We start from the raw sequence: 25,393 nt of genomic DNA on the forward strand, positions 1-25,393 counted from the left end.
GGGGCGGGCGGGGGGCCGGAGAACCCGAGTGCTCGCCGACATGACCTCCGCGGCGCCCTCGACCGGCACTGCGCTGTGTGGCACCGCCGGTCTGCCGGGTGTGGTCGGCGCTCTGCAGGTGCTCGCTCGCACCGGGTGCTGCCCGGGCCTCGGCGGCGGCGCCGTCGGCTGGCGCTGTGCTGTGGGCCGTCGGTCTATCGGCCCTCGGCGGGCATGCACAGCCGCCGGTGCCGGCCGCCCTTCGGCGGCACTGCGGACTGGCGTCGCTGGCGCCGGTGCCGGCCGGATGCTGGCGGCACTGCGGGCTGGAGGCGTCCCGTCGCGCATGGCCGGCGCCGAAGTCGGCCAAGCCTTCGCGGCGCCGCCGACCACCGCTGGCCCGTGGGGCGTGGTCGGTGCCCCGCAAACGCCCAACCGCGCCGGTGCCGATCACTCTTCGGCGCCGCCGACCACCGCCCCTGCGTTGCGGGGCGCCGGCCTACCAAGGCCCGTCGGCGATGCGCCAGCTCTCATGAGCAACCGGCCGCCGGCACCTTCCAGACCCTCAACTCGCGCCCGCATCACCGGCGGCTCACCATGACTGACTTCCTCGGCCCGCCGCCCCGGCCCATCCGCCTGACCCCGCGGCCCGCGCTGGTCCTCACCGTCGCGAGCCTCCTCGGCCTGGCCATGTTCTGCTGGCCGCTCTTCGCGCACCCGCGGCCCGGCGCGGCCGCGCACGCCACCGATGCGCCGTTCGTCTTCATGGCGACCCTGCCGGTGCTGATCCTCGTCGTCCTGGCCGAACTCTCCCGCGGGGGCATCGACGCCAAGGCCCTCGCGCTGCTCGGGGTGCTCTCCGCCGTCAACGCCGGGCTGCGTCCGCTCGGGGCCGGCACCGGGGGTATCGAGCTGGTCTTCTTCCTGCTCGTGCTCGCCGGGCGCGTCTTCGGGCCGGGGTTCGGGTTCGTGCTCGGCTCCACGTCGCTGTTCACCAGCGCGCTGCTCACCGCCGGGGTGGGGCCGTGGCTGCCGTTCCAGATGCTGGCGTCGTCGCTGATCGGGCTCGGGGCCGGGCTGCTTCCGCGCGCGCCGCGGGGCAAGAGCGAGATTGCCATGCTTGTCGGGTACGGCGTCTTCGCGGCCTACTTCTTCGGGCTGCTCATGAGCCTGTGGACGTGGCCGTTCCTCGCCGGTGACTCCGCCCAGCTCGGCTTCGTGCCCGGTGCGCCGGTGCTCGACAACCTGCACCGGTTCGCCGTCTACACCGTGGTGACCTCGACCCTCGGGTGGGACACCGGGCGGGCCGTCACCAACGCCGTCGCCATCGTCGTGCTGGGGCCGGCCATCCTGGCCGTGCTGCGGCGAGCTGCCAGGCGCGCCGCCTTCGGCGCGCCCGTCAGCTTCGATCAGCCGTACGAGTAGAAGCCGCGGCCCGTCTTCTTGCCCAGGAGGCCCGCGTCGACCATGCGGAGCAGCAGCGGCGGTGACGAGTACAGCGGCTCCTTGAACTCCGCGTACATCGAGTCCGCGATCGCCTTGATCGTGTCCAGGCCGATCAGGTCGGACAGGCGCAGCGGGCCCATCGGGTGGGCCGTGCCCAGCTCCATGCCGCGGTCGATGTCCTCGGCCGAGGCGAAGCCCGACTCGATCATGCGGATCGCCGACAGGAGGTACGGCACCAGCAGGGAGTTCACGATGAAGCCGGCGCGGTCCTGCGAACGGATGACCGTCTTGCCCAGGGCCGTCGTCGCGTGCTCTTCCGCGCGGCGGGCGGTCTCCTCGCTGGTCAGCAGCGAGGGCACCAGCTCCACCAGCGGCAGCACCGGCACCGGGTTGAAGAAGTGGATGCCGACCACCTGCTGCGGCCGGCTCGTCGCCATGCCCAGCTTCATGATCGGGATCGACGACGTGTTGGACGCGAAGAGCGCGTCCTCCGCCTCGACGATCTTGTCGAGCTGGCGGAAGACCTCGACCTTCGCCTGCTCCTGTTCGAGGATCGCCTCGATGACCAGCTCGCGGTCGGCGAACTCGCCGATGTCCGTCGTGAACCGGACGCGGCCGATGGCCTTGTCCGCTTCCTCGGGGGAGAGCTTGCCGCTCTTGACGCCGCGTTGCAGCGACTTCTCGATGCGCGCCCGGCCCGCGTCGAGTGCCGGCTGGCTCACCTCGGTGACCACGACGTCCAACCCGGACCGTGCGTGGACCTCGGCGATGCCGGACCCCATGAGGCCCGCCCCGATGACTCCAACCCGACTTACCACCGGCTCACTCCTTCGTCCGCTTCGCAGCCCCGCGCGCCTGTTTGACACGAATGTGGGCAGCACGCGACGCGCGAGGGCGGTAGCCGGATGTGGTCCGGCGCCGCCCTCGCGCGTTTACGCGTGCTCAACGACGGTACTCGTCGTACCCGTCGTCGTACGGGTCTTCATACCGGCTGTCGGCAGGGTCCTCGTGGTGGTTGTCACTGGAGGAGTTACTCGACAGCTCGCGCTGCAAAGCATCGAAGTCTGTCTCGTGCGAGCTGTACTTGAGCTCACGCGCCACCTTCGTCTGCTTGGCCTTAGCCCGGCCGCGCCCCATGGCTCGACCCCCTCGCACAGGGGCGGGGCGGCCGGGGGAATCGGCGGCCCCGCATCGTCTCGACAATTCTTTCCTGCTCACACCGTACCGTGTCCGGGGGGTTCGATGCGACGTGGCACGGTGTGCCGGTGGTGACAGCGTCCGCCGGACACCGGTTACCGGCCGGTCGGTGGCGATCCGCGCAGGTAGACGTGCCACGATCTACCCGTGCTCCGTCCCTTCGTGGCTTACCTGCGGGTGTACGAACCCCTGCTCGCCCTGGGCGATCCGCCGGACGCACGGCTGCGTGCGGCCGTCGCGGCGGCCAAGCTGCGGCGGACGGACGCGGGGGCGCGCGAGCAGGCCATGTGGCTCAAGTCACAGGTGGCCGCCCCGCGGCGGCTGCTGCCGGCCGAGCTCGCCGACGGCCGTCCCGCGCCGAGCCTGCTGACCGACGTCCTGGTGCTCGACGCCGCCGACGTGCCGGGCGGCAAGGCCGAGCACGGTCCCTACGTCTGCCCGCTCGAGCTGCGAGCCCGTTCGGCGGCGGCGCTGGTGACCTTCCTCGGCGACGCGCACCCGGCGCTGAAGAACGTGATCCTCGACGAAGGCGGCTTCACCCAGGAGACGATCCGCGGCCGCACCAAGTCGGCGATGGCGGACCTGAGCACGTCGGCGGCGCACACGTTGTCGACGACGTGGACGGTTCCGTTGCCGTGGTTCGTGCTGGTCGAGCCGGAAGAACGGCGGCTGGTTCTCGGCAACGGCCGCGACGACCCGCAGCGCGAGCTGTCCTGGCGAGCCACCCTCGCCGACGCGCAGCACCGGGCCCGCGAGGCCGGCGAGCTCCTGGAGCAGACCTTCGGCGACTCCGGCCCGGGGCGCGTGCTGTTCGAGACGCGTCGCTGGCTGGACAACTTCCACGCGGACTCGGTGGTCGAGCTCGACTACGGCGGCCTGGTCCAGCTGTTCACCGACCCGGTCCTGGAGGCCGACAACACGGCCGACGAGGTCCACGACATCCTGGACGCCCTGCGCTCGGGCAACGTCGAGGAGCTGGCCGAGCTGTTTTCCGACCTGCGCGAGTTCTGGGGCGACGTGGCCGCCCGCGAACGCGCCAACTAGCTCGCCGGTCAGCGCAGCTCCGGCACCCGGATCTCCCCGACCGGCTGCCCGCCGCCGGACACCTCCGGCGCCGCCAGCTCGCCCAGCCCCGACACATCCGCACCCAGGTACCGCAGCGCCTCCACGGCCAACGGGGCACAGGCCCGCTTCGCGCCGTCGTCCATCTTCATCGCCACCGCGAAGCCGTCCGGCAGGGCGAACGCCTGGACACCCTCCGCGCCCGCCTTGGCGACGAGACCCTCCACACCGGACATCAGCACCGTGTCCTCGCGTCCGGTTCCCGCCACCAGCCACGGGTGCGCGCGCATCGCCGAAGCGACCTGCAGCTCAGGCCCCGAGCGCGCCGCCGCCAGCCGGCCGAACGCGCGGGCCAAGCCCGTCAGGGAAAACGCGAACAACGGCGCCCCGCAGCCGTCGACACCCGTGTGGGCGATGGGCTCGCCCGTCAGCTCCGCGACGACGTGAGCGAGCGACTGCTGCAGCGGGTGCTCTGGCGCCGCGTAGCCCGGCACCGGCCAGCCCGCGCGGATGCACGTCGTCAGCATCGCCGTGTGCTTGCCCGAACAGTTCATCGTCACGCGGCGTGGCTCGGCCGCGTCGCGCATGCTCGGGACGTGCAGGGGAAAGTCCGGTGGGCAGGCCAGGTCCTGCTCGGCCAGGCCGGCCGCCGCCAGCAGCTCCAGGACGCGCTTGACGTGGCCGGGCTCGCCCGAGTGGGACGCGCACGCCAGGGCCAGGTCCTCGTCCGTGAAGTCCAGGCCCGCACGCAGCATGCCGACCGCCTGCAGCGGCTTGTTCGACGAGCGCGGGAAGACCGGCGAGACCACGTCCCCCAGAACGAGCCGGGCGTCGCCTTCCGGGCCCGTCACCACCAGGGCACCTCGGTGGACGCTTTCGACGAAACCCGATCGGACGACTTCGGCGAGGACGGGGTTGGTCACTCGCCGCGGCCGCCCTCGTTCTCCAGCAGCTCGTCCACTGTGGCCGATCCCTGCTGGTAGCGCTGGGCGATCTCCGCGTTCAACGTGTCCATCACGCCCTGGACCTCGCGGCGGAACGACGACACCGACAGCTCTTCGCTCGCGTACGTGTCCAAAGCGGAAGCCAGCTTTTCGTCCGACAGCGACCCGACGTCGGTCAGGTCCGTGTCGCCGATCAGGGCCTCCGCGTGCCGGCGGTGCTCGCCCGCGCGGGACGGCTCCAGCTGCTGATGCCGCCCCGAGCCCGCTGCCGGGCCCAGTGCGTTGTCGGCCAGGATCGTCGCCAGCTGGTCGACGATGCTCGCTTCGCCGCCCGAGCTGCGGCGGGCCTGCTCCGCGCGCACGATGTCGATCCGGGCGTGCAGGAGCCGGCGCAGGTAGGACAGGTCGGTTTCTTCCTGGGCGGCTTCGTCGCGCCGCTCGCGCAGCACCTTCAGCGGCAGTTCACCCAGGCCGCTGAGGTACCCCGGGCCGAGCACGCGGTCGATCCGCCGCCTGCCGCCGGGCCGCACTTCGATCACAGCGCAGTTTATCCCGGTTGAGCGTGATCTCGCTGTCAGGGCCGGTCGTTCAGCCACGAAGTTGCGCGGCCGCCGCACGGCCGGGCGCGGGCTGTTCCGAAGGCACCGAATCGGGGTCGATCGCCGCCTGGACGAGGTTGTCCTCCGACCCCGCCAGCAGCTCCGCGCCCACCGGTGTCGACCGCTTGACCAGCGCCAACGCGATCGGGCCGAGCTCGTGGTGCTGGATCACCGTGCCGATCCGGCCGACCGTGCGGCCGTCCAGCAGCACCGGGTCGCCGGTCTCCGGGGTGACCTCCGGGGAGCCGTCGAGGTGCAGCAGGAGCAGGTTGCGCGGCGGGCGTCCCACGTTGTGGACTTTCGACACCGTTTCCTGGCCGCGGTAGCAGCCCTTCGCGACGTGGGCGGCCGAGCCGACCCAGCCCGCCTCGTGCGGGATCGTGCGCTCGTCGGTGTCGACGCCGAGCCGCGGCCGGACCGACTCGACGCGCAGCGCGTCGAACACCCAGCTGCCCGCCGCTCGCGCGCCCGCGTCGGTCAGCCGTTTCCACCAGTCCACCAGCGACGCCCGCGGCACCGCCAGGTCGACGCTCGACCGGCCGGGCCACGGCATCCGCCGCACGAAGCCGCCGCCCGGCAACGCCGCGACCGCGTACGGCTCCGGGCCGACCTCGGCGCCGGCCGCGCTCAGCACGCGCTCGGCGTCCGGGCCCAGGACCGTCAGCAGCGCGAGCTCGCCGGTCGCGTCCCGGATGTCCACCTTGGACCAGAACTTCATCGCCTCGAGGTACTCGTGCAGCGTCTGGGGGCCGCCCTTCGGCAGCGCGCTCGTGACGCGGGGGGCCGGGTCGGTGTCGAGGTGGACCGTGCCGTCGAGGTGCGAGACGACCATGTGCGTCTCGACGCGGCCCTGGCTGTCCAGCACGAGCGCTTCGGTGCCGGAACCCTCGGCGAGCCCGGTCACGTGCTGGGAGATCACCAGGTGCAGCCACGACAGCCGTTCTTCGCCGCTGACGGCGAGGAATTCGCGGTGCGACCGGTCGATCACGACCACGCTGCGCGAGGCCGTGCGCTGCTCCGCGAAGGGGTCTCCCCAGTGCCAGGGGACGCCGGCTTCGGGGTGGTCGTCAGGAGGAGGGATCGATCCGGGCACGTCCAGCAGCGGCGAGCGGTACGGCATACCGCCCAGCCTAGGTGAGTACCGTGTGCCCATGCGCGTCCTCGTCTTCCTCGACGGAACCCCGGCCGACCCCGACGTGGCCCAGATCAAGGTCGACGACCTCGGGCTGATGCGCGGCGACGGCGTCTTCGAGACGATCCTCGTCGTCGACGGCAAGCCCCGGGAACTGCGCCCGCACCTCGACCGGCTGGCCCGCTCGGCGGCCATGCTGGACCTGCCCGAGCCCGACCTCGCCGCCTGGGAACAGGTCGTTTCGGTGGTCCTCGAAAGGTGGACCGGCGGACCCGAAATGGTGCTGAAACTGGTGTACACGCGGGGATCCGACGGCGATCCGGCCGCGACGCCGACCGCGTTCGCGCTCGGCTCCGAGGTGGCGCCGTCGGTCCACCGGGCCCGCGCCGAAGGCGTCGCCGCGATCACTCTCGAGCGCGGGTTCCCGCCGGACCTCGCCGAGCGCGCGCCCTGGCTGCTGCTCGGCGCGAAGCCGTTGTCGTACGCGATGAACATGGCCGCCGTCCGCGAGGCGGGGCGCCGCGGGGCCGAAGATGTGATTTTCACCGCCGCCGACGGTTCGGTGTTCGAAGGCCCGACGTCGACCGTCGTACTGGCGAAGGGGCGGACGCTCTACACGCCGCCGTCGAGCATCGGGATCCTGCCGGGCACCACCCAGGCCGCGGTGTTCCGCGGCGCCGAGAAGGCGGGCTGGGCGGTCAAGGTGGAGCCGCTGACCGTGCGCGACCTGGTCGAGGGCGACGGCGTCTTCATGGCCTCCAGCGTCCGCAAGCTGACCCGGGTGCACACGCTCGACGGCGAGCGCCTGCCCGATTCCGAAGCGCTGTACGCCGAGCTCGTCGCGGCCTACGAAGCCGAATACGCCTGACCCTGGCTGATCCGGACGACGGCGGGGGCGACCTCTTCGGCGCGGTAGGCGGCGATCTTGTGGTGGCCGTCGAGGATCAGCTCGCGTTCGCCGTCGGCCAGCACCACCGCGACCGGCCGGTGCCCGGTGCGGATGGCGGTCCGGTAGTAGCCGACGCGGGACTCGTCCGACGGCGGCCAGGCGTCGGTCGGGGTGAGCTCCTGCCCGTCGGGCAGGCGTTCCGGGCCGCTGACCCGGTAGTCGCCGTCGACGAGCAGGTCGAGGACCGGGCCGAGGGTGGTGGCCAGCGGGCGGCGCAACTGCCCGGTGGCCAGCGCGATCCGCAGCGACTGCGGCAGCTCCGCCCGCGCCCGCGCGTTCACGTCGAGGAAACCCGCGCCACCGCTGATCGTCACCTGTTCCACGCTTATCAGGACGGGCGGCGGCGCGACATGGTTCCGAGCCCTACCCGGACGGGTGCACGGGGTGATCCGGGTCTCACCCGCGTGGCGGTACGGCTTGCTCAGGAAGGCCGGAACCGGATTCGGGTGCCCGGCCGAGCCTGCGCGAGGGCGCTCAACGCGGCCGTCTTCACGACGGCGGCGACGGGGTAGCCGCCGGTCGTCGGGTGGTCGGCGAGGAACACCACCGGCAGCCCGCTCGGCGGCACCTGGATCGCGCCGGTGACGACGCCTTCGCTGGGCAGCTCGCCGTCGACCGCCCGGCGCAGCGGCGTCCCGTCGAGGCGCAGGCCGACGCGGTTCGACTCGGCCGTCACCGTCCACCACGCCGAGAGCCCGCGGGCCGGGTCGTCGAACCAGTCGTCACGCGGGCCGAGCGTCACGGGCACCACGAGCTCGGGCGGCGCCGGGACGGGCACGACGACGTCCGCGCCGGCGGGGGTCCCGGGCCTGCCGAGCGGGAGGACGTCTCCGGCGCGCAACGGCGGCGGGCCGATGCCGGACAGAACGTCCCGGGACCGGCTGCCCAGCACCGGCTCCACCGCGATCCCGCCGGAGACGGCCAGGTAGCAGCGCAGCCCCGCCGACGGCGTGCCCAGCGTCAGCGTCCGTCCCGCGCGGACGGCCAGCGGCGCGTGGGAACCCGCGGGCCGGCCGTCGACGCGGACGTCGACCGCCGGGCCGGTGACCGCCACCGTCACCGCGGCCGTGAACCGGACGGCGAGGCCGCCGAGCAGGGCTTCGATCCCGGCGGCGTCCTCGGCGTTGCCCACGAGCCGGTTCGCCAGCCGCAGCGATGCCGGGTCGAGCGCACCCGAAGGCGCGACGCCAAGGTGGGCGTAACCGGGCCGGCCCAGGTCCTGGACCAGCGCATACCGGCCCGGATCGAGCACCTCCAGGCGCCTCACCGGACGCTCCGGAAGCGCACGCGGTCCCCGGGCGCGAACAGCGCGGGCGGGTCCGCGTGCGGGTCGAACAGCGTCGCCGACGTGTGCCCGAGCAGCCGCCAGCCGCCCGGCGACTCGCGCGGGTAGACGCCGGTGAACTCGCCGGCGAGCCCGACCGACCCGGCCGAGACGCGGGTCCGCGGCGTCTCCAGGCGAGGCTGCCGCAGCGGCGAAGGAAGGCCGGTCAGGTAACCGAAACCGGGCGCGAAGCCGGTGAACGCGACCGTGTAGAGGGCTTCGGTGTGCAGGTCGACCACGGCGTCCGTGGAGAGCCCGGCGTCGGAGGCGACCAGGGCGAGGTCTTCGCCGTCGTAGCGGACGTCGAGGATCACTTCGCGCGGCTCGTCCGCGGGCGGGTGCGCGAGGTCGGCGTCTTCGAGCAGGGCGCGCACGGCCGCGACCCCGCCGACGACCAGCAGGCTGCGCGCGCCGGGCACGAGGTCGACCACCCCGGCCGGACGCGCGGCCAGCACGGTGGCGTGGGCGGCCCGCATCTGGTCGAGCGAGTCGCAGTCCAGCAGGGCGGCGTCCTCGCCACACCGCCGCCAGCGCACGGGCGTCAGCCGGCGACGCGGTGCAGCAGGGCCGAGGTGTGCGGCTGCATGTCCTGGCCGACCATCGCCCGCTCCTCGACGTAGCCGAGGGAGCCTTCGATCAGGCCGTACAGACGCTGGGCCGCGGTGACGTCCTTGGCCGTGGCCGTGCGGACCACCGCGTCGGTGCCGAGCTCCCACGACGTCTGGTTGCGCGGCTTGCCGTAGTACAGCTCGACGATGCCGGTGTTGTGCGTGAGCAGCAGCTCGATCGTGTCGTCCGCCTGCGGCCGCCAGAACCCGGACTCGCGGGCGGCGGGGCGGATGACGTTGCCGTCGTCGTCCAGCAGCCACGCGCGGGACTCGTGGATCAGGAACGGGCGGCCGTCGTGCGAGATCGTCAGCTGCTGCGCGAACTTGCGCGGGCCGTCGATGGTCGGGTAATCGACCTCGCCCTCACCGCGCCACACGCCGACGAGCGGCAGCAGCGCCAGGCAGGCGTCGTTGAGGTTCGGCCCCTCACGCAGGTTCGCCGTGTCGTTGGGGATGGGCAGGTCGTCCCACAGCGGGAGGTTGCGGGCGCGGGTGCTCTCCGCGCGCCTCTCCGCTGCCACGATGGCTTCGTCGCCGCTGGCGGTCATGGGTCAGCGCTGGTCCGCGTACAGCCGGTAGACGACGTACACGGCGAACCAGGTGATGGCCACGCCCGCGAGGACCAGCAAGGTCGTAAACAGTGCTTCCACGCCCCGCAGAATAGTCCGCCCGTCCGGGAACGGCCCTGCGCAGGGTCGCCGCGGTGAGCACAGTCACCGCTTCGGGACGCCTGGAACGCCGTGAAGGCCTCCCTGCCGGAGCAGGAAGGCCTTCACGGGGAACGAGCGTCAGGCGACGGAGATGGCCAGCTGGTGCAGGCCGGGGCCCTCCGCGGTGACGGAGGCTTCGCCGTTGCCGGTGCGGTGCAGGGCGCGGACCGTCCAGTCGCCCGGCGCCGCGTAGAAGCGGAAGTCGCCGTCGGCCGACGAGACGACCTCGCCGGTGAAGTCGCCGCCGCCGTCCAGGAGCCGGACGAACGCGCCGCCGACCGGCCCGTTCGCGCCGGTCACCTTGCCGGCGAGCACGACCTGCCCGCGCGTGTCGTAGTCCGCCGGCGTGGCCTCCTGGACCGGTGCGCCGCAGCTGTCGTCAACCGCCATCACTTGGCTCCCAACTCGACCGGCACGCCGACGAGCGAGCCGTATTCCGTCCATGACCCGTCGTAGTTCTTGACGTCCTCGTAGCCCAGCAGCTCGTGGAGCGCGAACCACGCGATCGAGGAGCGCTCGCCGATGCGGCAGTAGGCGATGGTGCCCTTGCCCTCGTCGATGCCCTCGTCCTTGTAGAGCTCCTTGATCTCTTCCTCGGTCTTGAAGGTGCCGTCTTCGTTGGCGACCTTCGCCCACGGCACGTTCAGCGCGCCGGGGATGTGGCCGGGAACCTGGGACTGCTCCTGCGGCAGGTGCGCCGGGGCGAGCAGCTTGCCGGAGAACTCGTCCGGCGAACGCACGTCGACGAAGTTCTTCGAGCCGATCGACTGGACGACCTCGTCGCGGAACGCGCGCAGCGAGAGGTCCTGGTCCTGCGCCCGGTACTCGGTGCGGTCGCGCTTGACCTCGTCGGAGTTCAGCTCACGGCCGTCGAGCTCCCACTTCTTGCGGCCGCCGTCGAGCAGCTTGACGTTCTCGTGGCCGTACAGCTTGAAGTACCAGTACGCGTACGCGGCGAACCAGTTGTTGTTGCCGCCGTAGAGGACCACGAGGTCGTCGTTGGAGATGCCCTTCTCCGAGAGGAGCTTCTCGAAGCCCTCCTTGGAGACGAAGTCGCGGCGCACCCCGTCCTGCAGGTCGTTCCGCCAGTCGAACTTCACCGCGCCCCGGATGTGGCCGGCGTCGTAGGCGGTGGTGTCCTCGTCGACCTCGGCGAACACGACGCCGGGGGTGTCCAGGTTCTCCTCGGCCCACTGGGTGGTGACCAGGACGTCTTCACGGCTCATGGACAGAACTCTCTTTCTGGTTGTTCTTCAGGACGCGCGGGCGGGCGTGAAGCGTTTGATGAGCAAGTACATTTCGCAGCCGAGGCAGAAGTTGAAGGCCGCGTTGAGGAAAGCCGCGAAGAGCGCGAACGCCGTCGCGACGATGCCGAGCGGGGTGATCCCGACGGCGAAGCCGACCGTGCCGACCAGGGCGAACACGAACCCGACGGCTTGGGCGAACCGCAGCGGTGCCGCGTCCTCGCGCTCGGAGGTCGGGCCGAGCCGCGGGGCCACCAGCGTTCGGTAGAGGATCGAGTACGGCGCCGGCTTCAGGCCGACGAACGCGCCGATGGCGAAGACGACGGTCTGGACCGCCAGCAGCGGCCACCACTCGGTGACCAGCACGACCGCGAGCACGATCGTGGTCAGGATGGCGGCGAACCGCGGGCCTCGCGGGTCGACGGCCGGTCCGGCGGGCATTCGTTCCTCCAGCTGGAGCTCCAGGGGGTGCGTGCGAACGGCACGCGTCAGCAGCATCAGGGCCGGCTGGGTCGCCGGCGTCGGTCAGCGCCGGACGGTGGGAACGCGACACAGGCTGCTGCGGACGCGGCAGAGGTCGACGGCACGCCGCTGCGTCAGAAAGAAGGTGGTCAGCCCGGTCACGGGTGCGAGGGTACCCAGTGCTCCCTCAGGGTGGGAACCACGTTCATACCTTGGGACGATTCCCAAGAACCGGGACAACGCCTGGTCGGGACGTCCGGGTCGTGAGATGCGGCTGCAGAGCGGCCAGCAGTTCGGGGCCCTTGGGGACGCCGCCGACGCGCAGCAGCTCCCGGCCGTCCGGGGTCAGCGCGATCGTGGTCGGCGTCCGCAGCACCGACAGCGACTGCGCGACCTCCGGCTGGTTCGTGACGTCGAGCTCGACGTGGTGCAGGCCGGCCGTCCGCTCGGCCAGGGGCGCCAGCACGGCCTTCGCGTGCCGGCAGGGCGCGCAGAAGGTGGTGGAGATCTGGACCAGCGTCACCGCGGACGCCGGGTCGAGCACGTCGGTGACGGGGGTGGGCAGCTCACGGGCCGGCTTGGCGTCCCGGACCCGGCCGTTGCGCACGCGCAGCAGCAGGCCGACCGCCCCGGCAGCCACCAGCGTCGCCACGAGCACCCACAGTCCCGTCACCGCACCGCTCCCTACTTGCTCAGGTCCGCGAAGGACACGTTCGCCGCTTCGCCCTTGATCGTCACCGATCCGCTCTGCACCCGCACGCCGGTCGGGGTGACCGACAGCGGGAGGTCCTTCGTGCTGATCGACGCGTTGAAGTTCGGCATCAGCACCTTCTGCACCGCCTGCGGGACGACCGTCGTCTCCTGGTTGTTCCCGAACTGCAGGCGCTTGGGGAGGAAGTTGATCGTGCCCTTGGCCGCGTCCGCCTCGATCATCGCGAAACAGAAGATTTCCAGATCCTTGCCCGCGAACTGAAGGTGTCCCGAAATGCGGACACCGGTGCTCGACTCGTCCTGGTCGGCCTGGCCCTCGGTGGTCTTCGTCGGGGTCGGCGTGGGCTCGCTCTGGCCGCTGTCGCCGTTCTGGACGTACTCGGTGGTCGACGGCTCGATCCGCAGGTCCTTGATCTTGTCCAGCGGGGACAGCCGGGCCAGGTCGGCGGCCTTGATGGTGACCGAGCCGGTCAGCTTGCCGATGGTGATCGCCTTCGTGTTGCCGTTCGTGATGTCCGACAGCGGCGCCTTGACGTCCTCGAGCTCGGCGTTCACCGCGACGTCCTGCAGCTTGTCGGCGACCGGGATGCCGGCGGCGGCCACGCTGATGTGGCTGTAGTCACCGCCGAGCGCCTGCGTGAGGAACGGGAAGCCGTGGATCGTGACCGACGGGTCGTCGTTCAGCTGGAGCTGGGTGCGCGCCTTCTGGGAGATCAGGTGCTCGGCGTAGGCGGCGGCTCCGAAATCGGCGCCGACCAGCAGCAGCACCAGCACGACGAGGGCGATCACCCAGCGCCGGGCGCGGCGGCCGCGGCGTCGTGCGTCCGGCCTCGGTGCGGGTCGGTCGTCCCGGGTCACGGGCCTGCTCACCATCGCGTCCGTACTCCTGTTCGTCGGGGACACCCGGGTTTCGCCAGGTGTGATCGATCCAGCAAGGGTTAGGTGCCCGGCCGTTCAGCCGCTATTCTCACTTAGCACCGACCACCGCCGCTTTGCGGCGACGACTCGAGAAGGCGGTGCGGCTGATGAGCCTGGACCTTCTGGTACTGACTGCGGAGGCCGACGCCACATCGGTGCTGCCCGCGCTGGACCTGCTGCCGCACACCGTACGCGTCCGCGCTCCCGAGGTGACGGCCCTGCTCGACGCGGGCCACCGGGACGTGATCCTCCTCGACGCCCGCAGCGACCTGGCCTCGGCGAAGAGCCTCTGCCGCCTGCTCAAGGGCACCGGCGAAGACGAGGCGGCCACCCCGATCATCGCCGTGGTCGGCGAAGGCGGGCTCGTCGCCGTGAGCGCCGAGTGGCGCACCGACGACATCCTGCTGCCCACCGCGGGCCCGGCCGAGGTCGACGCGCGGCTGCGGCTGGTCACCACCCGCGACGGCGGCTCCGCGCAGGTCGACGCCGAGCTGCGGGTCGGCGAGCTGGTCATCGACGAGGCGACCTACACCGCCCGCCTGCGCAAGCGCACCCTCGAGCTCACCTACAAGGAGTTCGAGCTGCTCAAGTACCTCGCGCAGCACGCCGGCCGGGTGTTCACCCGCGCCCAGCTGCTGCAGGAGGTCTGGGGCTACGACTTCTTCGGCGGCACCCGCACGGTCGACGTGCACGTCCGGCGGCTGCGCGCCAAGCTCGGCCCCGAGCACGAGCAGATGATCGGCACCGTCCGCAACGTCGGCTACAAGTTCGAGCGGCCGGCCAAGGGCGGCGCGCGGCCGGGTGTGCCGGCTCAGGCCGAGGCGCCGGCCGAAACTCCCGAACTCACCCACTGACGTCCCCACCTTCACCTGGACGCGGCGACAACCGTCGCGTTGCCTCTCCCGCGGGTACGGTCGCAGGGTGACCGGAGAGTGGCGGCAGGAACTGGACCAGAAGCAGCTCGAGGACGTGCGGCGGCTGCTGCTGGCCGTCCGCGAGGCCGACGGGCGGCCCGAGGTCGAGCCCGCGGGCCCGCTGCCCGGCGAGTTCGACGGCGGTGAGCACCTCGTCGCCTGCATCGAAGGCGAAGTGGTCGGCTACGCGCACGTCGACACCACCGGCGACTCCTTCGGGCACCAGGTCGCCGAGCTGTTCGTGCACCCCGCCCACCGCAACCGCGGCTACGGCCTGAAGCTGCTTCAGGCGCTCGACGAGCGGGCCGCGGTCGGCTTCCGGGTCTGGGCGCACGGCGACCACCCGGCCGCGCAGAAGCTCGCCGTGAAGACCGGCCTCGAGCGCAAGCGCGAGCTGCTGATCCTGCACGTCGACGTCGACGTCGAAGGCGCGGACTGGCCGGAGCCGATCCTGCGCGAGGGCGTCTCGCTGCGGACGTTCGTGCCGGGCCAGGACGAGGACGCCGTCGTCCGGGTCAACGCACGGGCGTTCGACTGGCACCCCGAGCAGGGCGCGCTGACCGCCGACGACGTCCGCGCCGACGAAGCCCGGTCGTGGTTCGACGCCGACGGCTTCTTCCTCGCCGAAGAAAACGGCGAGGTCATCGGCTTCCACTGGACGAAGGTGCACGAGCCCACCCCGGGCCGGTTCGGCGGCGAGCGCGTCGGCGAGGTGTACGTCGTCGGCGTGGACCCGGCCGCGCAGGGCGGCGGGCTCGGGCGGGCGCTCACGCTCGCCGGGCTGCGGTACCTGGCGAGCCGTGGGCTGCGGCAGATCATCCTGTACGTCGAGGGCGACAACGCACCCGCGCTGGCGGTCTACACCAAGCTCGGGTTTGCCCGTCACGAAACCGACGTCCAGTACGGTCGGTGACCACGATGGACGCGGCGCGAACACCTCGTCACGGTGTGCGAACGCGCAGGTCACAGCCGAGACACGGCGCTCTTCCCGGCTAGTAGCACTCCTCACATCCCGGGCCTTGTTCACTTTCCGTTCATCCGGAGAGGGGCGACCGTCCACCAGGGCTGCCTAATGTCCGGATCCGGCGCGGCAGCACGCCGCGACGACCCGGTCAAGCTCCTGATGGAGGAAACAGCAGTGAAGATCATGCGGCCCCTGAGCGCGGTCGGCATCGTGGCGAGCGCCGCTCTCGTGCTCGCCGCCTGTGGCACTGACCCCGCGGCGTCCAACAGCAGCAGCTCGAACTCGGCTTCGGCGCCCGCTGCGACCGGCACCGCCGACGTGGAGTGCGGTGGCAAGAGCCCGCTCTCCGCGGAAGGTTCGTCGGCGCAGAAGAACGCCATCGACATCTTCACGCAGCAGTTCAGCAAGAAGTGCGCCGGCCAGCAGGTCAACTACAACCCGAGCGGTTCGGGCGCGGGCGTCAAGCAGTTCAACGCCAACCAGATCGACTTCGGCGGCTCGGACTCGCCGATCAAGGACGCCGACGCCGCGGCCGCCAAGGCCCGCTGCGCCAGCGACGCCTGGAACATCCCGCTGGTCGTCGGCCCGATCGCGGTCGCCTACAAGCTGTCCGGTGTGGACAAGCTGACGCTGACCCCGTCGGTGACCGCCAAGATCTTCAGCGGCACCGTCACCAAGTGGAACGACCCGGCCATCAAGGGCATCAAGGGCAACGAGAGCCTGAACCTGCCGGACAAGGCGATCCAGGTCGTCTCCCGCGCCGACGAGTCGGGCACCACCGACAACTTCCAGAAGTACCTGGGCGCCGCGGCGAAGGCCGACTGGACCAAGGGTGCCGGCAAGAAGTTCAACGGTGGCGTCGGCAACGGTGCGCAGGGCTCCAACGGCGTCGCGACCGCGGTGAAGGCCTCCGACGGCGGCATCACCTACGTCGAGGGCGCGTTCGCCAAGGACGGCCTGACCCCGGCCCTGATCGACAGCGGCTCCGGCGGTGTCGAGCTCAGCGCGGCGAACGTGGCGAAGTCCCTCGACGCGGCGAAGTTCCTCAAGGACGGCTCGAACGACCTCGCGCTCGACCTCAACGGCATCTACGCCAGCAACACCCCGGGTGCCTACCCGCTGCTGCTGACGACCTACGAGATCGTCTGCTCGAAGTACGCGAACGCGGACGTCGCGAAGGCCGTCAAGGCGTTCCTGACGGTGGCCGCCACCGACGGCCAGCAGCCGCTGTCCGCCAAGGGCTACGTGCCGATCCCGCAGTCGCTGCAGACCAAGGTCCTGGCCGCCGTCAAGGCGATCTCCTGACCTGGCATTGCGACTGACATCCGAGTGATAGAGGCTGGTCAGAAGTAGCTGATGAGCGAGTCATCCTCGACGCGAACGCCCACCGGCGACCCCGGTGGGCGTTCGTCGTCCGTCACGACGCCCCCGGAGGTCCCGATTTCGGAGCAACCAGGCTCCCCGGCGGCGCCGCAGCCGCCCGCGAGCGAGAAACCGAAGAAGCGGCCCGGTGACCGCATCTTCCAGAACCTGACCACCGGGGCGGGTGTCTTCGTCGTCGCCCTGATCGGCCTGATCGGCCTCTTCCTGCTGATCCAGGCGATCCCGGCGCTGCAGGCCGACAACGTCAACTTCCTGACGAACCACGGCTGGTCGACCAACGACCCCGCCAACATGTCGTTCGGCATCCTCGACCTGCTCGAGGTGACCGTGGCGACGTCGGTCGTGGCGCTGATCATCGCGATGCCCGTCTCGCTGGGCATCGCGCTGTTCCTGACCCAGTACGCGCCGAAGCGGCTCGCGCGGCCGTTCGCGTACGTCATCGACCTGCTCGCCGCCGTGCCGTCGATCATCTTCGGCCTGTGGGGCATCCTGGTGTTCGCGCCGGCGATCGAGCCGTTCTCCCAGTGGATCAACGACACGTTCTCGTGGTTCCCGCTGCTGGCGCCCGGCAACGTCGCGCCGAGCGTGCGCGGCACGATTTTCACCGCCGGCATCGTGCTGGCCGTGATGATCCTGCCGATCATCACCTCGCTCTCCCGTGAGGTCTTCGAGCGCACGCCCACCCCGCACATGGAGGGCGCGCTCGCGCTCGGGGCCACCCGGTGGGAGGTCATCCGCACCACGGTGCTGCCGTTCGGCAAGGCCGGCTACATCGGCGCGTCCATGCTCGGCCTCGGCCGCGCGCTGGGCGAGACGATCGCGCTCGCCGTCATCCTGCTGATCCCGCAGGGCAAGAACTTCGACTGGAGCCTCTTCGACGGCGGTGCCACCTTCGCCTCGAAGATCGCCGCCAACTACAGCGAGTTCAACAACGAGATCTCGGCCGGCGCGTACATCGCGGCCGGTCTGGTGCTGTTCGTGCTCACCTTCCTCGTCAACTTCGCCGCGCGCTCCGTCATCGGCAAGAAGGGGGACTGAGCATGTCCACCACCACGCTCGAAGCGCCCGCTTCGACCCCGGCGTTCCAGCAGGTCAGCCTGGCTCGCAAGGTCAAGAACGGGATCGCCACCACGCTGGTCTGGCTCTCGTTCCTGATCGCCGTCGTCCCGCTCGTGTGGGTGCTCTACACGGTGGTCGTCAACGGCATCAAGCGCATCCCGTACTCCAACTGGTGGTCGCAGGACCTGGGTAACTACCTGTCCGACGAGGTCGGCGGCGGCGTGCTGCACGCGATCATCGGCAGCCTCCTGCAGGGCCTGGTCTGCGCGATCATCGCGGTGCCGATCGGCATGCTCGTCGCGATCTACCTCGTCGAGTACGGCCGGGGCAAGCTCGCGAAGGCCACGACGTTCATGGTCGACATCCTCTCCGGTGTCCCCTCGATCGTCGCCGCGCTGTTCATCTACGCGCTCTGGATCACCACGTTCGGCCTGCCGCGCAGCGGTTTCGCGGTTTCGCTGGCCCTGGTGCTGCTGATGATCCCGGTGGTCGTCCGCTCGTCGGAGGAAATGCTGCGGATCGTCCCGGACGACCTGCGCGAGGCGTCCTACGCACTGGGTGTGCCGAAGTGGAAGACGATCATGAAGATCGTGCTCCCGACGGCGATGTCCGGCATCGTCGGCGGCGTCATGATGGCGCTGGCCCGCGTGATGGGCGAGACCGCGCCGCTGCTGGTCCTGGTCGGCTATTCCGCCTACACGAACTGGGACATCTTCAGCGGCGAACAGGCGGCGCTCCCGCTGTTGATGAACAACGAGCGCGTCACCAACTCGATGGATCCCGGCTCGGTCGGCTTCGACCGGATCTGGGGTGCGGCCCTGACCCTGGTCCTCATCATCGCGCTGATCAACCTCCTCGCCACCGTGTTCGCGCGCCTCGTCGCCCCGAAGAAGAAGTGAGCTGTTCCTGATGGCCAAACGACTCGATGTCAAGGACGTCGACATCTACTACGGCAAGTTCCACGCCGTGGACGGTGTCACCCTTTCCGTGCCGCCGCGCAACGTCACCGCGTTCATCGGCCCGTCCGGCTGCGGCAAGTCGACGGTGCTGCGCACGCTCAACCGCATGCACGAGGTCATCCCCGGTGCCCGCGTCGAGGGCGACGTCCTGCTGGACGGCGAGAACATCTACGCGTCGTCGGTCGACCCGGTGCAGGTGCGCCGCACGATCGGCATGGTGTTCCAGCGCCCCAACCCGTTCCCGACGATGTCCATCAAGGACAACGTGGTGGCGGGCCTGAAACTGGGCGGCACCAAGGGCAAGAAGACCCTCGACGACATCGCCGAGCGTGCCCTGCGCGGCGCGAACCTGTGGAACGAGGTCAAGGACCGCCTCAACAAGCCGGGCGGCGGCCTGTCGGGCGGTCAGCAGCAGCGGCTGTGCATCGCGCGGGCGATCGCGGTCCAGCCGGACGTGCTGCTGATGGACGAGCCGTGCTCGGCCCTGGACCCGATTTCCACGCTGGCGATCGAGGACCTGATCGGCGAGCTGAAGAAGGACTACACGATCGTCATCGTCACGCACAACATGCAGCAGGCGGCCCGGGTTTCCGACCAGACGGCGTTCTTCAACCTCGCCGGCGTCGGCCAGCCGGGCCGGCTGGTGGAGCTGAACGACACGGAGAAGATCTTCTCCAACCCGGACGAAAAAGCCACCGAAGACTACATTTCCGGCCGCTTCGGCTGAGTCCGAAGTGGAATGGAGAAAGCCCCCGGCCGCGGCCGGGGGCTTTCTTCGCTGATACTGCTCAGAGTTCGTCGTCGGAACCGTAGCCCGGCATCTTCCCGGTGACCACGAAGATCATCCTCTTCGCGACCGACACCGCGTGGTCGGCGTAGCGCTCGTAGAAGCGGCCCAGCAGCGTCACGTCGACCGCCGCGGCGACACCGTGCGGCCACTCGCGGTCCATCAGGACCGTGAACAGGTGGCGGTGGATGTCGTCCACCTGGTCGTCGTCGGCCTCGATCGACTTCGCCGCCTCGACGTCCTTGGAGTGGATGACCTGCTCGACCTGGCGGGCCAGCTTGACCGAAATCTCGCCCATCTCGGCGAAGTACGGCCGCACCGCATCCGGCAGCACCGGCTCGGGGTGGCGGCGCCGCGCGGCCTTCGCCACGTGCAGCGCCAGGTCGCCCATCCGCTCCAGGCTTTCCGCGGCGTGGATCGCGGCGAGCACCGTGCGCAGGTCGGTCGCCACCGGCGCCTGCAGGGCCAGCAGCGCGTACGCCTGCTCCTCGCACTGGGCGCGGGCGTCGTCGACCTTGGCGTCGTCGCTGATGACCTGCTCGGCGAGGCTCAGATCGACCTCCAGCAGTGCCCGCGTGGCGCGCTCCATCGCTTCGGCGACCTGGACCGACATCGCGGCCAGGTGGTCGGCGAGCTGTTCGAGTTCGACATGGTAAGCCTCACGCATGGCCCAACCCTACGGCCAACGGGGGCCGAATACCGCATCGCCGGGTGAACCGCACGTGAACCCGGACTAACGATCCTCGCGGATCAGCCCGTGGAGGTGCTCCTGCGGGTGCTGGTCGGCTTGGAGCTGCCGCTGCTCTTCGGCTTCGACGTGCTGGTCGGCGCGGGCTGCTCGCTCGCCGGGACGGGCGCGTTCGCGTCGGGCAGCGGGGTGTTGTTGCGCAGCGCGTCGAAGAGGGCTTTCGTCTTGCTGAGGACGAGGACCTCGTTGCCGCGGTTGTTGGCCATGCCGACCGTCGGGACGGTGAGGAAGGTGATCTTCGACGAGTCCAGGCCCTTCATCGACTGCGCCAGCGTCATCATCTGCTTGACGCCGAGGTTGTCGCCGAAGGTGGCCTTCGCGAAGGCGGTGATGAAGTCGCTGAGCTTCCCGGGGTCGAGCACGACGTCCGAGGACATGACCTTCTTCAGCAGCGCGCCGATGAACTCCTGCTGCCGCTTGATCCGGCCGTAGTCGGACGTCGGATCGCCCTTGACGTGCCGCGCGCGGACGAAGTTCAGCGCCTGGTCACCGGAGATGGTCACGTCACCGGTCTCCAGCAGCACCTTGCCGAGGATGCTGTCGTCGATCGGGATCTCGTTGTGGATGGTGACCCCGTGCACGGCGTCGACCATCTCCTTGAAGCCGTTGAAGTCGATGCCGACGAAGTGGTTGATCCGCAGCCCGGTGATCTGCTGGATGACCTTGGTGACACAGGCCGGCCCGCCGACGGCGTAGGCGGTGTTGAGCTTGGCGAACTTCGCGCCCTTGTAGACCTCGTCGGTCGTCTTGTTCTGGGCCGGGTCCCACTTCTGGCAGTCCGGCCGGTTGACCTCGAGGTCACGCGGGAAGGACGTGACGACAACCCGCTTCCGGTCGGCCGGGATGTGCGCCACCATCACGGTGTCACTGCGCGCCCCGGGCGTGCTGTCGGCGGTCCCGACACCCTCTTCGACGGACGCACCGTCCCGGGTGTCGGAGCCGACCATCAGGAAGTTCTCGTCGTTGGCCTGCGCGTCGGCGTCCTGGATGTCGGCGGAGTTCTCGTCGAGCGCGGAGACCTGGGTGAACTTGGCGTCGAAGTAGGTCTGAGCCCCCCAAGCACCCCCGATCCCGAGGAAGACGAGCCCCGCCACCACAGCGGCGGCGATCCGCCCGAAGCGCGCCGACCGTTCGACCTTCAGCTGCTTCTTCTCCTGCAGCCGGACATGTTCGGCCTCGTGCGCTTCTTCGGGAGAAGGAGAGGTCGCGACGACGCGCTGCAGGGCGGTCCGGGTGCTCTCGATGAGGGAGGTGGGTGAAAGGCGTTCACGGCGTTCGCGCCGCTTCGCCTCCTCGGCTTCCATCTCGTCGTGCGCGGCGGAGAACCGGGCGAGGGTGTGGTCGATCTTGCGCCGGTACTGGGTAGCCTCGTCGATCGCTTCCATCTCATCGGTCATGGTGAGCGGATCAAGCGCGGCTCGCGGGGGGACGGCTTGGGTCCGCAATGGGCCGTCGGCTGCGGGGGCCTCGGCGGCTGCGGCGCCTTCGGCGGCGGCCGGCGCGCCTTCGGCGGCTGCTGCGCGCCGAGGGTCCATCCCCTCGGCAGCGGCGCGGCGGGATGCAGGGCCATCGGCTGTGCGGCGAGGTGCCGGGCTGTCGGGCGTGGGGCGCTGCGACCCTTCGGCGCCCGGTGCGCGGCCGGACAGGGGGCCATCGATCGCTGCGCTTTCGGCGGCTGCTGCGCGACGAGGAGCGATCCCTTCGGCGGCGGCGCGGCGGAGTCCGGGGCCATCGGCCGGTGCGCCTTCGGCGGCTGCTGCGCGACGAGGAGCCATCCCTTCGGCACCGCGGCGGTGGGGGGCCGGGCTGTCCGGGGAGGGCCGCTGGGATGCGGCTTCGGCGCCTGGTGTGCGGCGGGCCATCGGGCCGTCGGCTGCGCGGCGGGGTGCGGGGCCATCGGGGGCAAAGCGCCGCGGAGCACCTTCCGGTGCGTTTGCCGCGCGGCGGGGGCCGTCGAGCGGTGCTTCTGCCGCTGCTCGGCGGGGTGCGGGGTGCTCGCCCGTGCGGCGAGGGGCCATTCCCTCGGCGCCGGCCGGGTGGCTGGGGGCGATTCCCCCGGCGCCGTGGCGGGGGGCTGGGCTGTCCGGCGTGGGCCGCTGGGCCGCCGCCGCTGCTCGGCGAGGTGCGGGGCCGTCGGCCGCAGTGCGGCGGGGTGCGGGGCTGTCGGCGGCTGCTCGGCGAGGTGCGGGGCTGTCGGCGGCTGCTCGGCGAGGTGCGGGGCCGTCGGCCGCAGTGCGGCGGGGTGCGGGACTGTCGGCCGTTGCTCGGCGGGGTGCGGGACTGTCGGCCGCAGCGGGGTGGTGGGGGGCCGGGGCGTCGGCGTGGCGGGCGGCCGGGCCGTTGGGGCCGGAGCCGTCCGGGGTGTCCCGGTGGGTTGGGGTGCTCTCCGGGGCCTCCGCCGCCGCTCGGCGGGCTCGGCGTGGGGGCTGGGGGGCCGCCGGGGTTTGCTGGGGGCTCTGGTTGGCCGCCGGGGGGCGGCGCTGGAGGGGGGCCTCCGGTTGCGGGGCCGCTCGCCTCGGCTGGCGGGGGCGGGGGGTGCGTGATTGGCGCGTCGCGTCCGTGGGTACCTGGTTATCCGGTGGGGCCTGCGCCGGTCGCTGGTGGGCCGGGGGCTCCGCGGCCCGGGCCCGGTGTCCCGGCTGGTCGGTGCGGTCCTGCGGAACCGGGCGGGTGCCGGTGGTCCTGGCGACGACGTCGGAGACGCTGATCCCGCCCTGGTCCTCCATCGACCGGCGGCGGCCGGTGCGGCGACCGGTTCCCGGGCTGTCGTGCTCGTCCGGCACTCGGTCTCCTTTCGCGCGTCCGATGGGCGGGCTGGAACTTGGCCGCCTTCCCCCGCAGGAGGTGATCGTTCCCGCGGCGGTTTTCGTTATCGTACGGATACCCCCCGTTCGTGACGACACCCTCCCGGAATTTTCTTCACCTTCAGTCGACGAACGGCCGGTGCGCGTCGACAAACGGGTGATGCACCGCATCGGCGAACCGGAGTAATGCCCTGTTTGCGTTACTCAGAGTGGGTTATTAAGTGTGTCGTTTGCGCGTCGTGATAGGCGACTTTGTTGCGGCCTGCGCGTTTCGCCGCATAAAGCAACGTGTCCGCGCGGCGCAGCTGGCGCTCCGGCGTCCCCGCGCCCGGCGTCTCGTGCGCCAGGCCGGCGCTGATCGTCACCCGCAACCCGGGCTGGAGTTCTGACCAGGGGTGACGCGCGACGCGCAGCCGGGCGCTCTCGACGAGCTGGATGGCGGCCCCGGCGTCGATCCCCGGCAGCCACAGCACGAACTCCTCGCCGCCGTAGCGGGCGCAGAAGCCGCCCGGGGGCAGGTCCTCCTGCAGCAGATCGGCGACCCGGCGCAGGACGCGGTCGCCGACGAGGTGACCGTACGTGTCGTTGACGCCCTTGAACCGGTCGAGGTCGATCAGGGCAATGCCCAGCGGCGGACGGTCGGTGAACGGTCCGTACAGCCGCTCGTCGAGGTAACGGCGGTTGTAGCTCGACGTCAGCGGGTCGCGGAGACTGCCGTCGCGGGCGATCTCCAGCGCGGACCGGAGGTGCTGGTAGGCGCGGCGCCAGTCGCCCTGGGTGGCGAACAGGCCGGCGATGGCCTCGTGCAGGCGGAGCAGGTCCGGCGGCGGCGGCCCGGCCGTCCGGCCGAGCGCGCCCTCGCCCTCGGCGACCATGCCCACCTCCACCACCCCTTGGTTGTCGTCGTGGTGGTGGCCGCGCTTGAGGTGTCGGTGCGGGGGGAAGGTGAATTTCGCTCAAACGGGACAGTGGTGGTTACTCTGCGACACAGGCGGCTCAGAGTCCGGAGAACGGTTCGATGGCCTTGAGCTGCTCGAACTGGTCCTTAGCCCAGTAACTCACATTAGCCGTCGGGTCGTTCAGTAGCTGTGTGTAGTCGGGCCAGGGCACCCAGCGCCAGCTGCCGACCTCCTCCGGGTTCGGCGCCGGTTCGGTGTCGGCCCACGCGGCGAACACCGGGCAGAACTCGTTCTCGACTATCCCCTGGAACGGCGGCGTCCGGTAGCGGTAGTTCGGCAGCACGCAGTGCAGCCCGGACAGCGACGGCATCCCGAGCTCGTAACCGGCGCGCCGGCGGACGGCGTCCTCGAGGGTTTCGCCGGGCGCCGGGTGGCCGCAGACGCTGTTGGTCCAGACCCCCGGCCAGACCTTCTTGTGTAGCGCGCGCTGGGTGATCAGCAGGGCGTTGTCGCTGCGCCGCAGGACGTAGCACGAGAAGGCCAGGTGCAACCGGGTGTGCTCGTGGTGGCTGGCCAGCTTCGGGCCGGTTTCGCCGGTGGGCACGCCGTCCTCGGTGACGAAGACGATCTGCTCGGTCTCGGTTTCGGTCGCGGTATCCACGTCCCCAGTGAACACGACGGCGAGCGGCCCGCCGTACCGCGAGGCGGGTGGGTTACCGGCGGTCCGCCCGCTGGGGTGACGGGCGGTTACCGCGCGTTGAGGTGCTCGACGAGCAGCGTGGTGACGGCTTCCGGCGCCTCCTCGGGCGCCCAGTGCGTCACGTCCTCGAGCATTTCGAAGCGGTAGGGCGCGGTGACCCAGTTCGCGGTGTCGAGCGCGGCCGTCGATCCGAACGAGACGTCCTCGGTGCTCCAGACGTACAACGTCGGCACGGCGATCTTGCCGATCTTCCCGCCCGGACGGCCGCCCCGGTACCAGTTGAGGGCGGCGGTGAGCGCGCCCGGCTCGGACAGCCGCCGCACGTAGTCGTCGACCTTGGACGGCGACACGCGCCGCTCGAACATGTCCCGCAGCGCGCGGGCGTCGTTCTCCAGCATCCGCCGTTCGGTGACGCGGGTCTGCCGCCACTCGGTCATGTAGCGGCTGCGCAGGTGCTGGTCCTCGTCCGTCTTCATGGCCTCGGCGAGCGCGGCGGGGTGCGGCGTGGAGACGACGGCGAGGCTGCGCAGCCGCTCCGGGTGCGCGTCGGCGGTCCACCAGGCGACCGCGCCGCCCCAGTCGTGCCCGACGAGGTCGAACTTCGGCCAGCCCAGCGTTTCGGTGATCGCGACGACGTCCTCGACGAGGTGATCGATCGAGTAGTCACCGGCCTGCTCGGGCCGCACGTCCGGCGAGTAGCCACGCTGATCCGGCGCGACCGCCCGGAACCCGAGCACGCCGAGGGTGGCGACCTGGTGCTCCCACTCGACCGCGGCTTCGGGGAAGCCGTGCAGCAGCAGCACGGGCCGCCCGTCCTCGGGCCCGGCGGCGATGGCGTCGAAGGAACCGGCTTCGGTGGGGATGCTGATGTGGTCGATCACGCCGCCGAAT

General features: G+C 71.0%; 28 protein-coding genes. 9 read left to right on the forward strand and 19 right to left on the reverse strand.

What is annotated here, in order from left to right:
* The first annotated feature begins 576 nt into the window (after nucleotides 1–576).
* The gene (locus tag C2L59_RS02610; protein WP_103347898.1) at nucleotides 577–1,404 is read left to right on the forward strand and encodes an ECF transporter S component; all 828 of its coding nucleotides are present in this window, start codon (nucleotides 577–579) and stop codon (nucleotides 1,402–1,404) included.
* Here C2L59_RS02610 and C2L59_RS02615 read toward each other — a convergent pair.
* Together C2L59_RS02615 and C2L59_RS02620 are read right to left on the reverse strand one after the other, a co-directional pair.
* Nucleotides 1,389–2,243, reverse strand: coding sequence for a 3-hydroxybutyryl-CoA dehydrogenase (locus C2L59_RS02615; protein WP_255410228.1), 855 nt, complete (start codon nucleotides 2,241–2,243; stop codon nucleotides 1,389–1,391). The genes C2L59_RS02610 and C2L59_RS02615 overlap by 16 nt on opposite strands.
* Nucleotides 2,244–2,367: 124 nt before the next feature.
* Entirely contained in the window at nucleotides 2,368–2,562 is a 195-nt protein-coding gene (locus C2L59_RS02620) for a DUF3073 domain-containing protein (RefSeq protein ID WP_003056942.1), read from the reverse strand.
* 207 nt (nucleotides 2,563–2,769) lie between these two features.
* Here C2L59_RS02620 and C2L59_RS02625 point away from each other — a divergent pair, with 207 nt between their 5' ends.
* A complete protein-coding gene (locus C2L59_RS02625; RefSeq protein ID WP_199198877.1) occupies nucleotides 2,770–3,666 on the forward strand; it encodes a hypothetical protein in 897 nt (298 codons plus the stop codon).
* 8 nt (nucleotides 3,667–3,674) lie between these two features.
* On the opposite strand, the gene C2L59_RS02630 is transcribed toward C2L59_RS02625, so the two are convergent.
* The 3 genes from C2L59_RS02630 to C2L59_RS02640 are packed head-to-tail and all read right to left on the reverse strand — an operon-like array spanning nucleotide 3,675 to nucleotide 6,347.
* Nucleotides 3,675–4,607 carry an asparaginase gene (locus C2L59_RS02630; RefSeq protein ID WP_103347900.1) on the reverse strand — a complete coding sequence of 311 codons (933 nt, stop codon included), beginning with the start codon at nucleotides 4,605–4,607 and terminating at the stop codon, nucleotides 3,675–3,677.
* Nucleotides 4,604–5,167: a hypothetical protein gene (locus tag C2L59_RS02635; protein WP_020642221.1), complete on the reverse strand. Its 564-nt coding sequence runs from the start codon at nucleotides 5,165–5,167 to the stop codon at nucleotides 4,604–4,606. Before C2L59_RS02635 ends, C2L59_RS02630 begins: the two co-directional genes overlap by 4 nt.
* A 49-nt stretch (nucleotides 5,168–5,216) precedes the next feature.
* Complete coding sequence (locus C2L59_RS02640) at nucleotides 5,217–6,347, reverse strand: folate-binding protein YgfZ (protein ID WP_103347901.1); 1,131 nt, start codon at nucleotides 6,345–6,347, stop codon at nucleotides 5,217–5,219.
* Between the two features lie 31 nt (nucleotides 6,348–6,378).
* On the opposite strand from C2L59_RS02640, the gene C2L59_RS02645 reads away from it, so the two are divergent.
* Nucleotides 6,379–7,227, forward strand: a complete 849-nt coding sequence (locus C2L59_RS02645; RefSeq protein WP_103347902.1) for an aminodeoxychorismate lyase — start codon at nucleotides 6,379–6,381, stop codon at nucleotides 7,225–7,227.
* On the opposite strand, the gene C2L59_RS02650 is transcribed toward C2L59_RS02645, so the two are convergent.
* From C2L59_RS02650 to C2L59_RS02690, 9 genes are all read right to left on the reverse strand, one after another.
* Nucleotides 7,206–7,631, reverse strand: a complete 426-nt coding sequence (locus C2L59_RS02650; RefSeq protein ID WP_199198878.1) for a hypothetical protein — start codon at nucleotides 7,629–7,631, stop codon at nucleotides 7,206–7,208. The genes C2L59_RS02645 and C2L59_RS02650 overlap by 22 nt on opposite strands.
* A gap of 98 nt (nucleotides 7,632–7,729) precedes the next feature.
* Nucleotides 7,730–8,575, reverse strand: coding sequence for a biotin-dependent carboxyltransferase family protein (locus tag C2L59_RS02655; RefSeq protein WP_370444711.1), 846 nt, complete (start codon nucleotides 8,573–8,575; stop codon nucleotides 7,730–7,732).
* The gene (locus tag C2L59_RS02660; RefSeq protein ID WP_103347903.1) at nucleotides 8,572–9,168 is read right to left on the reverse strand and encodes an allophanate hydrolase subunit 1; all 597 of its coding nucleotides are present in this window, start codon (nucleotides 9,166–9,168) and stop codon (nucleotides 8,572–8,574) included. The genes C2L59_RS02655 and C2L59_RS02660 overlap by 4 nt, the downstream gene beginning before the upstream one ends.
* Before the next feature lie 5 nt (nucleotides 9,169–9,173).
* Nucleotides 9,174–9,788 carry an FABP family protein gene (locus tag C2L59_RS02665; protein WP_103347904.1) on the reverse strand — a complete coding sequence of 205 codons (615 nt, stop codon included), beginning with the start codon at nucleotides 9,786–9,788 and terminating at the stop codon, nucleotides 9,174–9,176.
* A gap of 240 nt (nucleotides 9,789–10,028) precedes the next feature.
* The gene (locus tag C2L59_RS02670; RefSeq protein ID WP_199198879.1) at nucleotides 10,029–10,340 is read right to left on the reverse strand and encodes a DUF1416 domain-containing protein; all 312 of its coding nucleotides are present in this window, start codon (nucleotides 10,338–10,340) and stop codon (nucleotides 10,029–10,031) included.
* Nucleotides 10,340–11,176 (reverse strand): sulfurtransferase, encoded by an 837-nt coding sequence (locus C2L59_RS02675; protein WP_103347906.1) that lies wholly within the window; start codon nucleotides 11,174–11,176, stop codon nucleotides 10,340–10,342. Before C2L59_RS02675 ends, C2L59_RS02670 begins: the two co-directional genes overlap by 1 nt.
* Before the next feature lie 27 nt (nucleotides 11,177–11,203).
* The gene (locus C2L59_RS02680; RefSeq protein ID WP_103348021.1) at nucleotides 11,204–11,635 is read right to left on the reverse strand and encodes a DUF4395 domain-containing protein; all 432 of its coding nucleotides are present in this window, start codon (nucleotides 11,633–11,635) and stop codon (nucleotides 11,204–11,206) included.
* Nucleotides 11,636–11,861: 226 nt separating this feature from the next.
* The gene (locus C2L59_RS02685; protein WP_103347907.1) at nucleotides 11,862–12,329 is read right to left on the reverse strand and encodes a thioredoxin family protein; all 468 of its coding nucleotides are present in this window, start codon (nucleotides 12,327–12,329) and stop codon (nucleotides 11,862–11,864) included.
* 11 nt (nucleotides 12,330–12,340) lie between these two features.
* Complete coding sequence (locus C2L59_RS02690) at nucleotides 12,341–13,240, reverse strand: DUF2993 domain-containing protein (protein WP_103347908.1); 900 nt, start codon at nucleotides 13,238–13,240, stop codon at nucleotides 12,341–12,343.
* Between the two features lie 152 nt (nucleotides 13,241–13,392).
* Here C2L59_RS02690 and C2L59_RS02695 point away from each other — a divergent pair, with 152 nt between their 5' ends.
* The 6 genes from C2L59_RS02695 to pstB all read left to right on the forward strand — a co-directional run bounded on the left by C2L59_RS02695 (nucleotide 13,393) and on the right by pstB (nucleotide 19,291).
* Nucleotides 13,393–14,139: a response regulator transcription factor gene (locus C2L59_RS02695; protein WP_199198880.1), complete on the forward strand. Its 747-nt coding sequence runs from the start codon at nucleotides 13,393–13,395 to the stop codon at nucleotides 14,137–14,139.
* 67 nt (nucleotides 14,140–14,206) lie between these two features.
* Nucleotides 14,207–15,112, forward strand: a complete 906-nt coding sequence (mshD, locus tag C2L59_RS02700) for a mycothiol synthase (RefSeq protein WP_103347910.1) — start codon at nucleotides 14,207–14,209, stop codon at nucleotides 15,110–15,112.
* Between the two features lie 225 nt (nucleotides 15,113–15,337).
* The gene (pstS, locus tag C2L59_RS02705; RefSeq protein WP_103347911.1) at nucleotides 15,338–16,468 is read left to right on the forward strand and encodes a phosphate ABC transporter substrate-binding protein PstS; all 1,131 of its coding nucleotides are present in this window, start codon (nucleotides 15,338–15,340) and stop codon (nucleotides 16,466–16,468) included.
* Nucleotides 16,469–16,519: 51 nt separating this feature from the next.
* A complete protein-coding gene (gene pstC / locus C2L59_RS02710) occupies nucleotides 16,520–17,584 on the forward strand; it encodes a phosphate ABC transporter permease subunit PstC (protein WP_233223239.1) in 1,065 nt (354 codons plus the stop codon).
* 2 nt (nucleotides 17,585–17,586) lie between these two features.
* The gene (gene pstA, locus C2L59_RS02715) at nucleotides 17,587–18,504 is read left to right on the forward strand and encodes a phosphate ABC transporter permease PstA (RefSeq protein WP_103347912.1); all 918 of its coding nucleotides are present in this window, start codon (nucleotides 17,587–17,589) and stop codon (nucleotides 18,502–18,504) included.
* Between the two features lie 10 nt (nucleotides 18,505–18,514).
* Entirely contained in the window at nucleotides 18,515–19,291 is a 777-nt protein-coding gene (pstB, locus tag C2L59_RS02720) for a phosphate ABC transporter ATP-binding protein PstB (RefSeq protein WP_020642202.1), read from the forward strand.
* 61 nt (nucleotides 19,292–19,352) lie between these two features.
* Here the strand turns inward: pstB and phoU are convergent, their stop codons facing one another.
* From phoU to C2L59_RS02750, 5 genes are all read right to left on the reverse strand, one after another.
* Nucleotides 19,353–20,018 carry a phosphate signaling complex protein PhoU gene (phoU, locus tag C2L59_RS02725; protein WP_103347913.1) on the reverse strand — a complete coding sequence of 222 codons (666 nt, stop codon included), beginning with the start codon at nucleotides 20,016–20,018 and terminating at the stop codon, nucleotides 19,353–19,355.
* 83 nt (nucleotides 20,019–20,101) lie between these two features.
* Complete coding sequence (locus C2L59_RS02730; RefSeq protein ID WP_103348023.1) at nucleotides 20,102–21,496, reverse strand: LCP family protein; 1,395 nt, start codon at nucleotides 21,494–21,496, stop codon at nucleotides 20,102–20,104.
* A gap of 1,607 nt (nucleotides 21,497–23,103) precedes the next feature.
* The gene (locus C2L59_RS02740; RefSeq protein ID WP_103347914.1) at nucleotides 23,104–23,778 is read right to left on the reverse strand and encodes a GGDEF domain-containing protein; all 675 of its coding nucleotides are present in this window, start codon (nucleotides 23,776–23,778) and stop codon (nucleotides 23,104–23,106) included.
* Nucleotides 23,779–23,899: 121 nt separating this feature from the next.
* On the reverse strand, nucleotides 23,900–24,463 hold the full coding sequence (idi, locus tag C2L59_RS02745; protein ID WP_103347915.1) for an isopentenyl-diphosphate Delta-isomerase: 564 nt from the start codon (nucleotides 24,461–24,463) through the stop codon (nucleotides 23,900–23,902).
* An 86-nt stretch (nucleotides 24,464–24,549) separates the two neighbouring features.
* Nucleotides 24,550–25,383: an alpha/beta fold hydrolase gene (locus C2L59_RS02750; RefSeq protein WP_103347916.1), complete on the reverse strand. Its 834-nt coding sequence runs from the start codon at nucleotides 25,381–25,383 to the stop codon at nucleotides 24,550–24,552.
* Nucleotides 25,384–25,393: the final 10 nt, after the last annotated feature.

The sequence above is a fragment of the Amycolatopsis sp. CA-128772 genome (assembly GCF_002904295.1).
In the GTDB taxonomy this organism is placed as follows: Bacteria; Actinomycetota; Actinomycetes; order Mycobacteriales; family Pseudonocardiaceae; genus Amycolatopsis.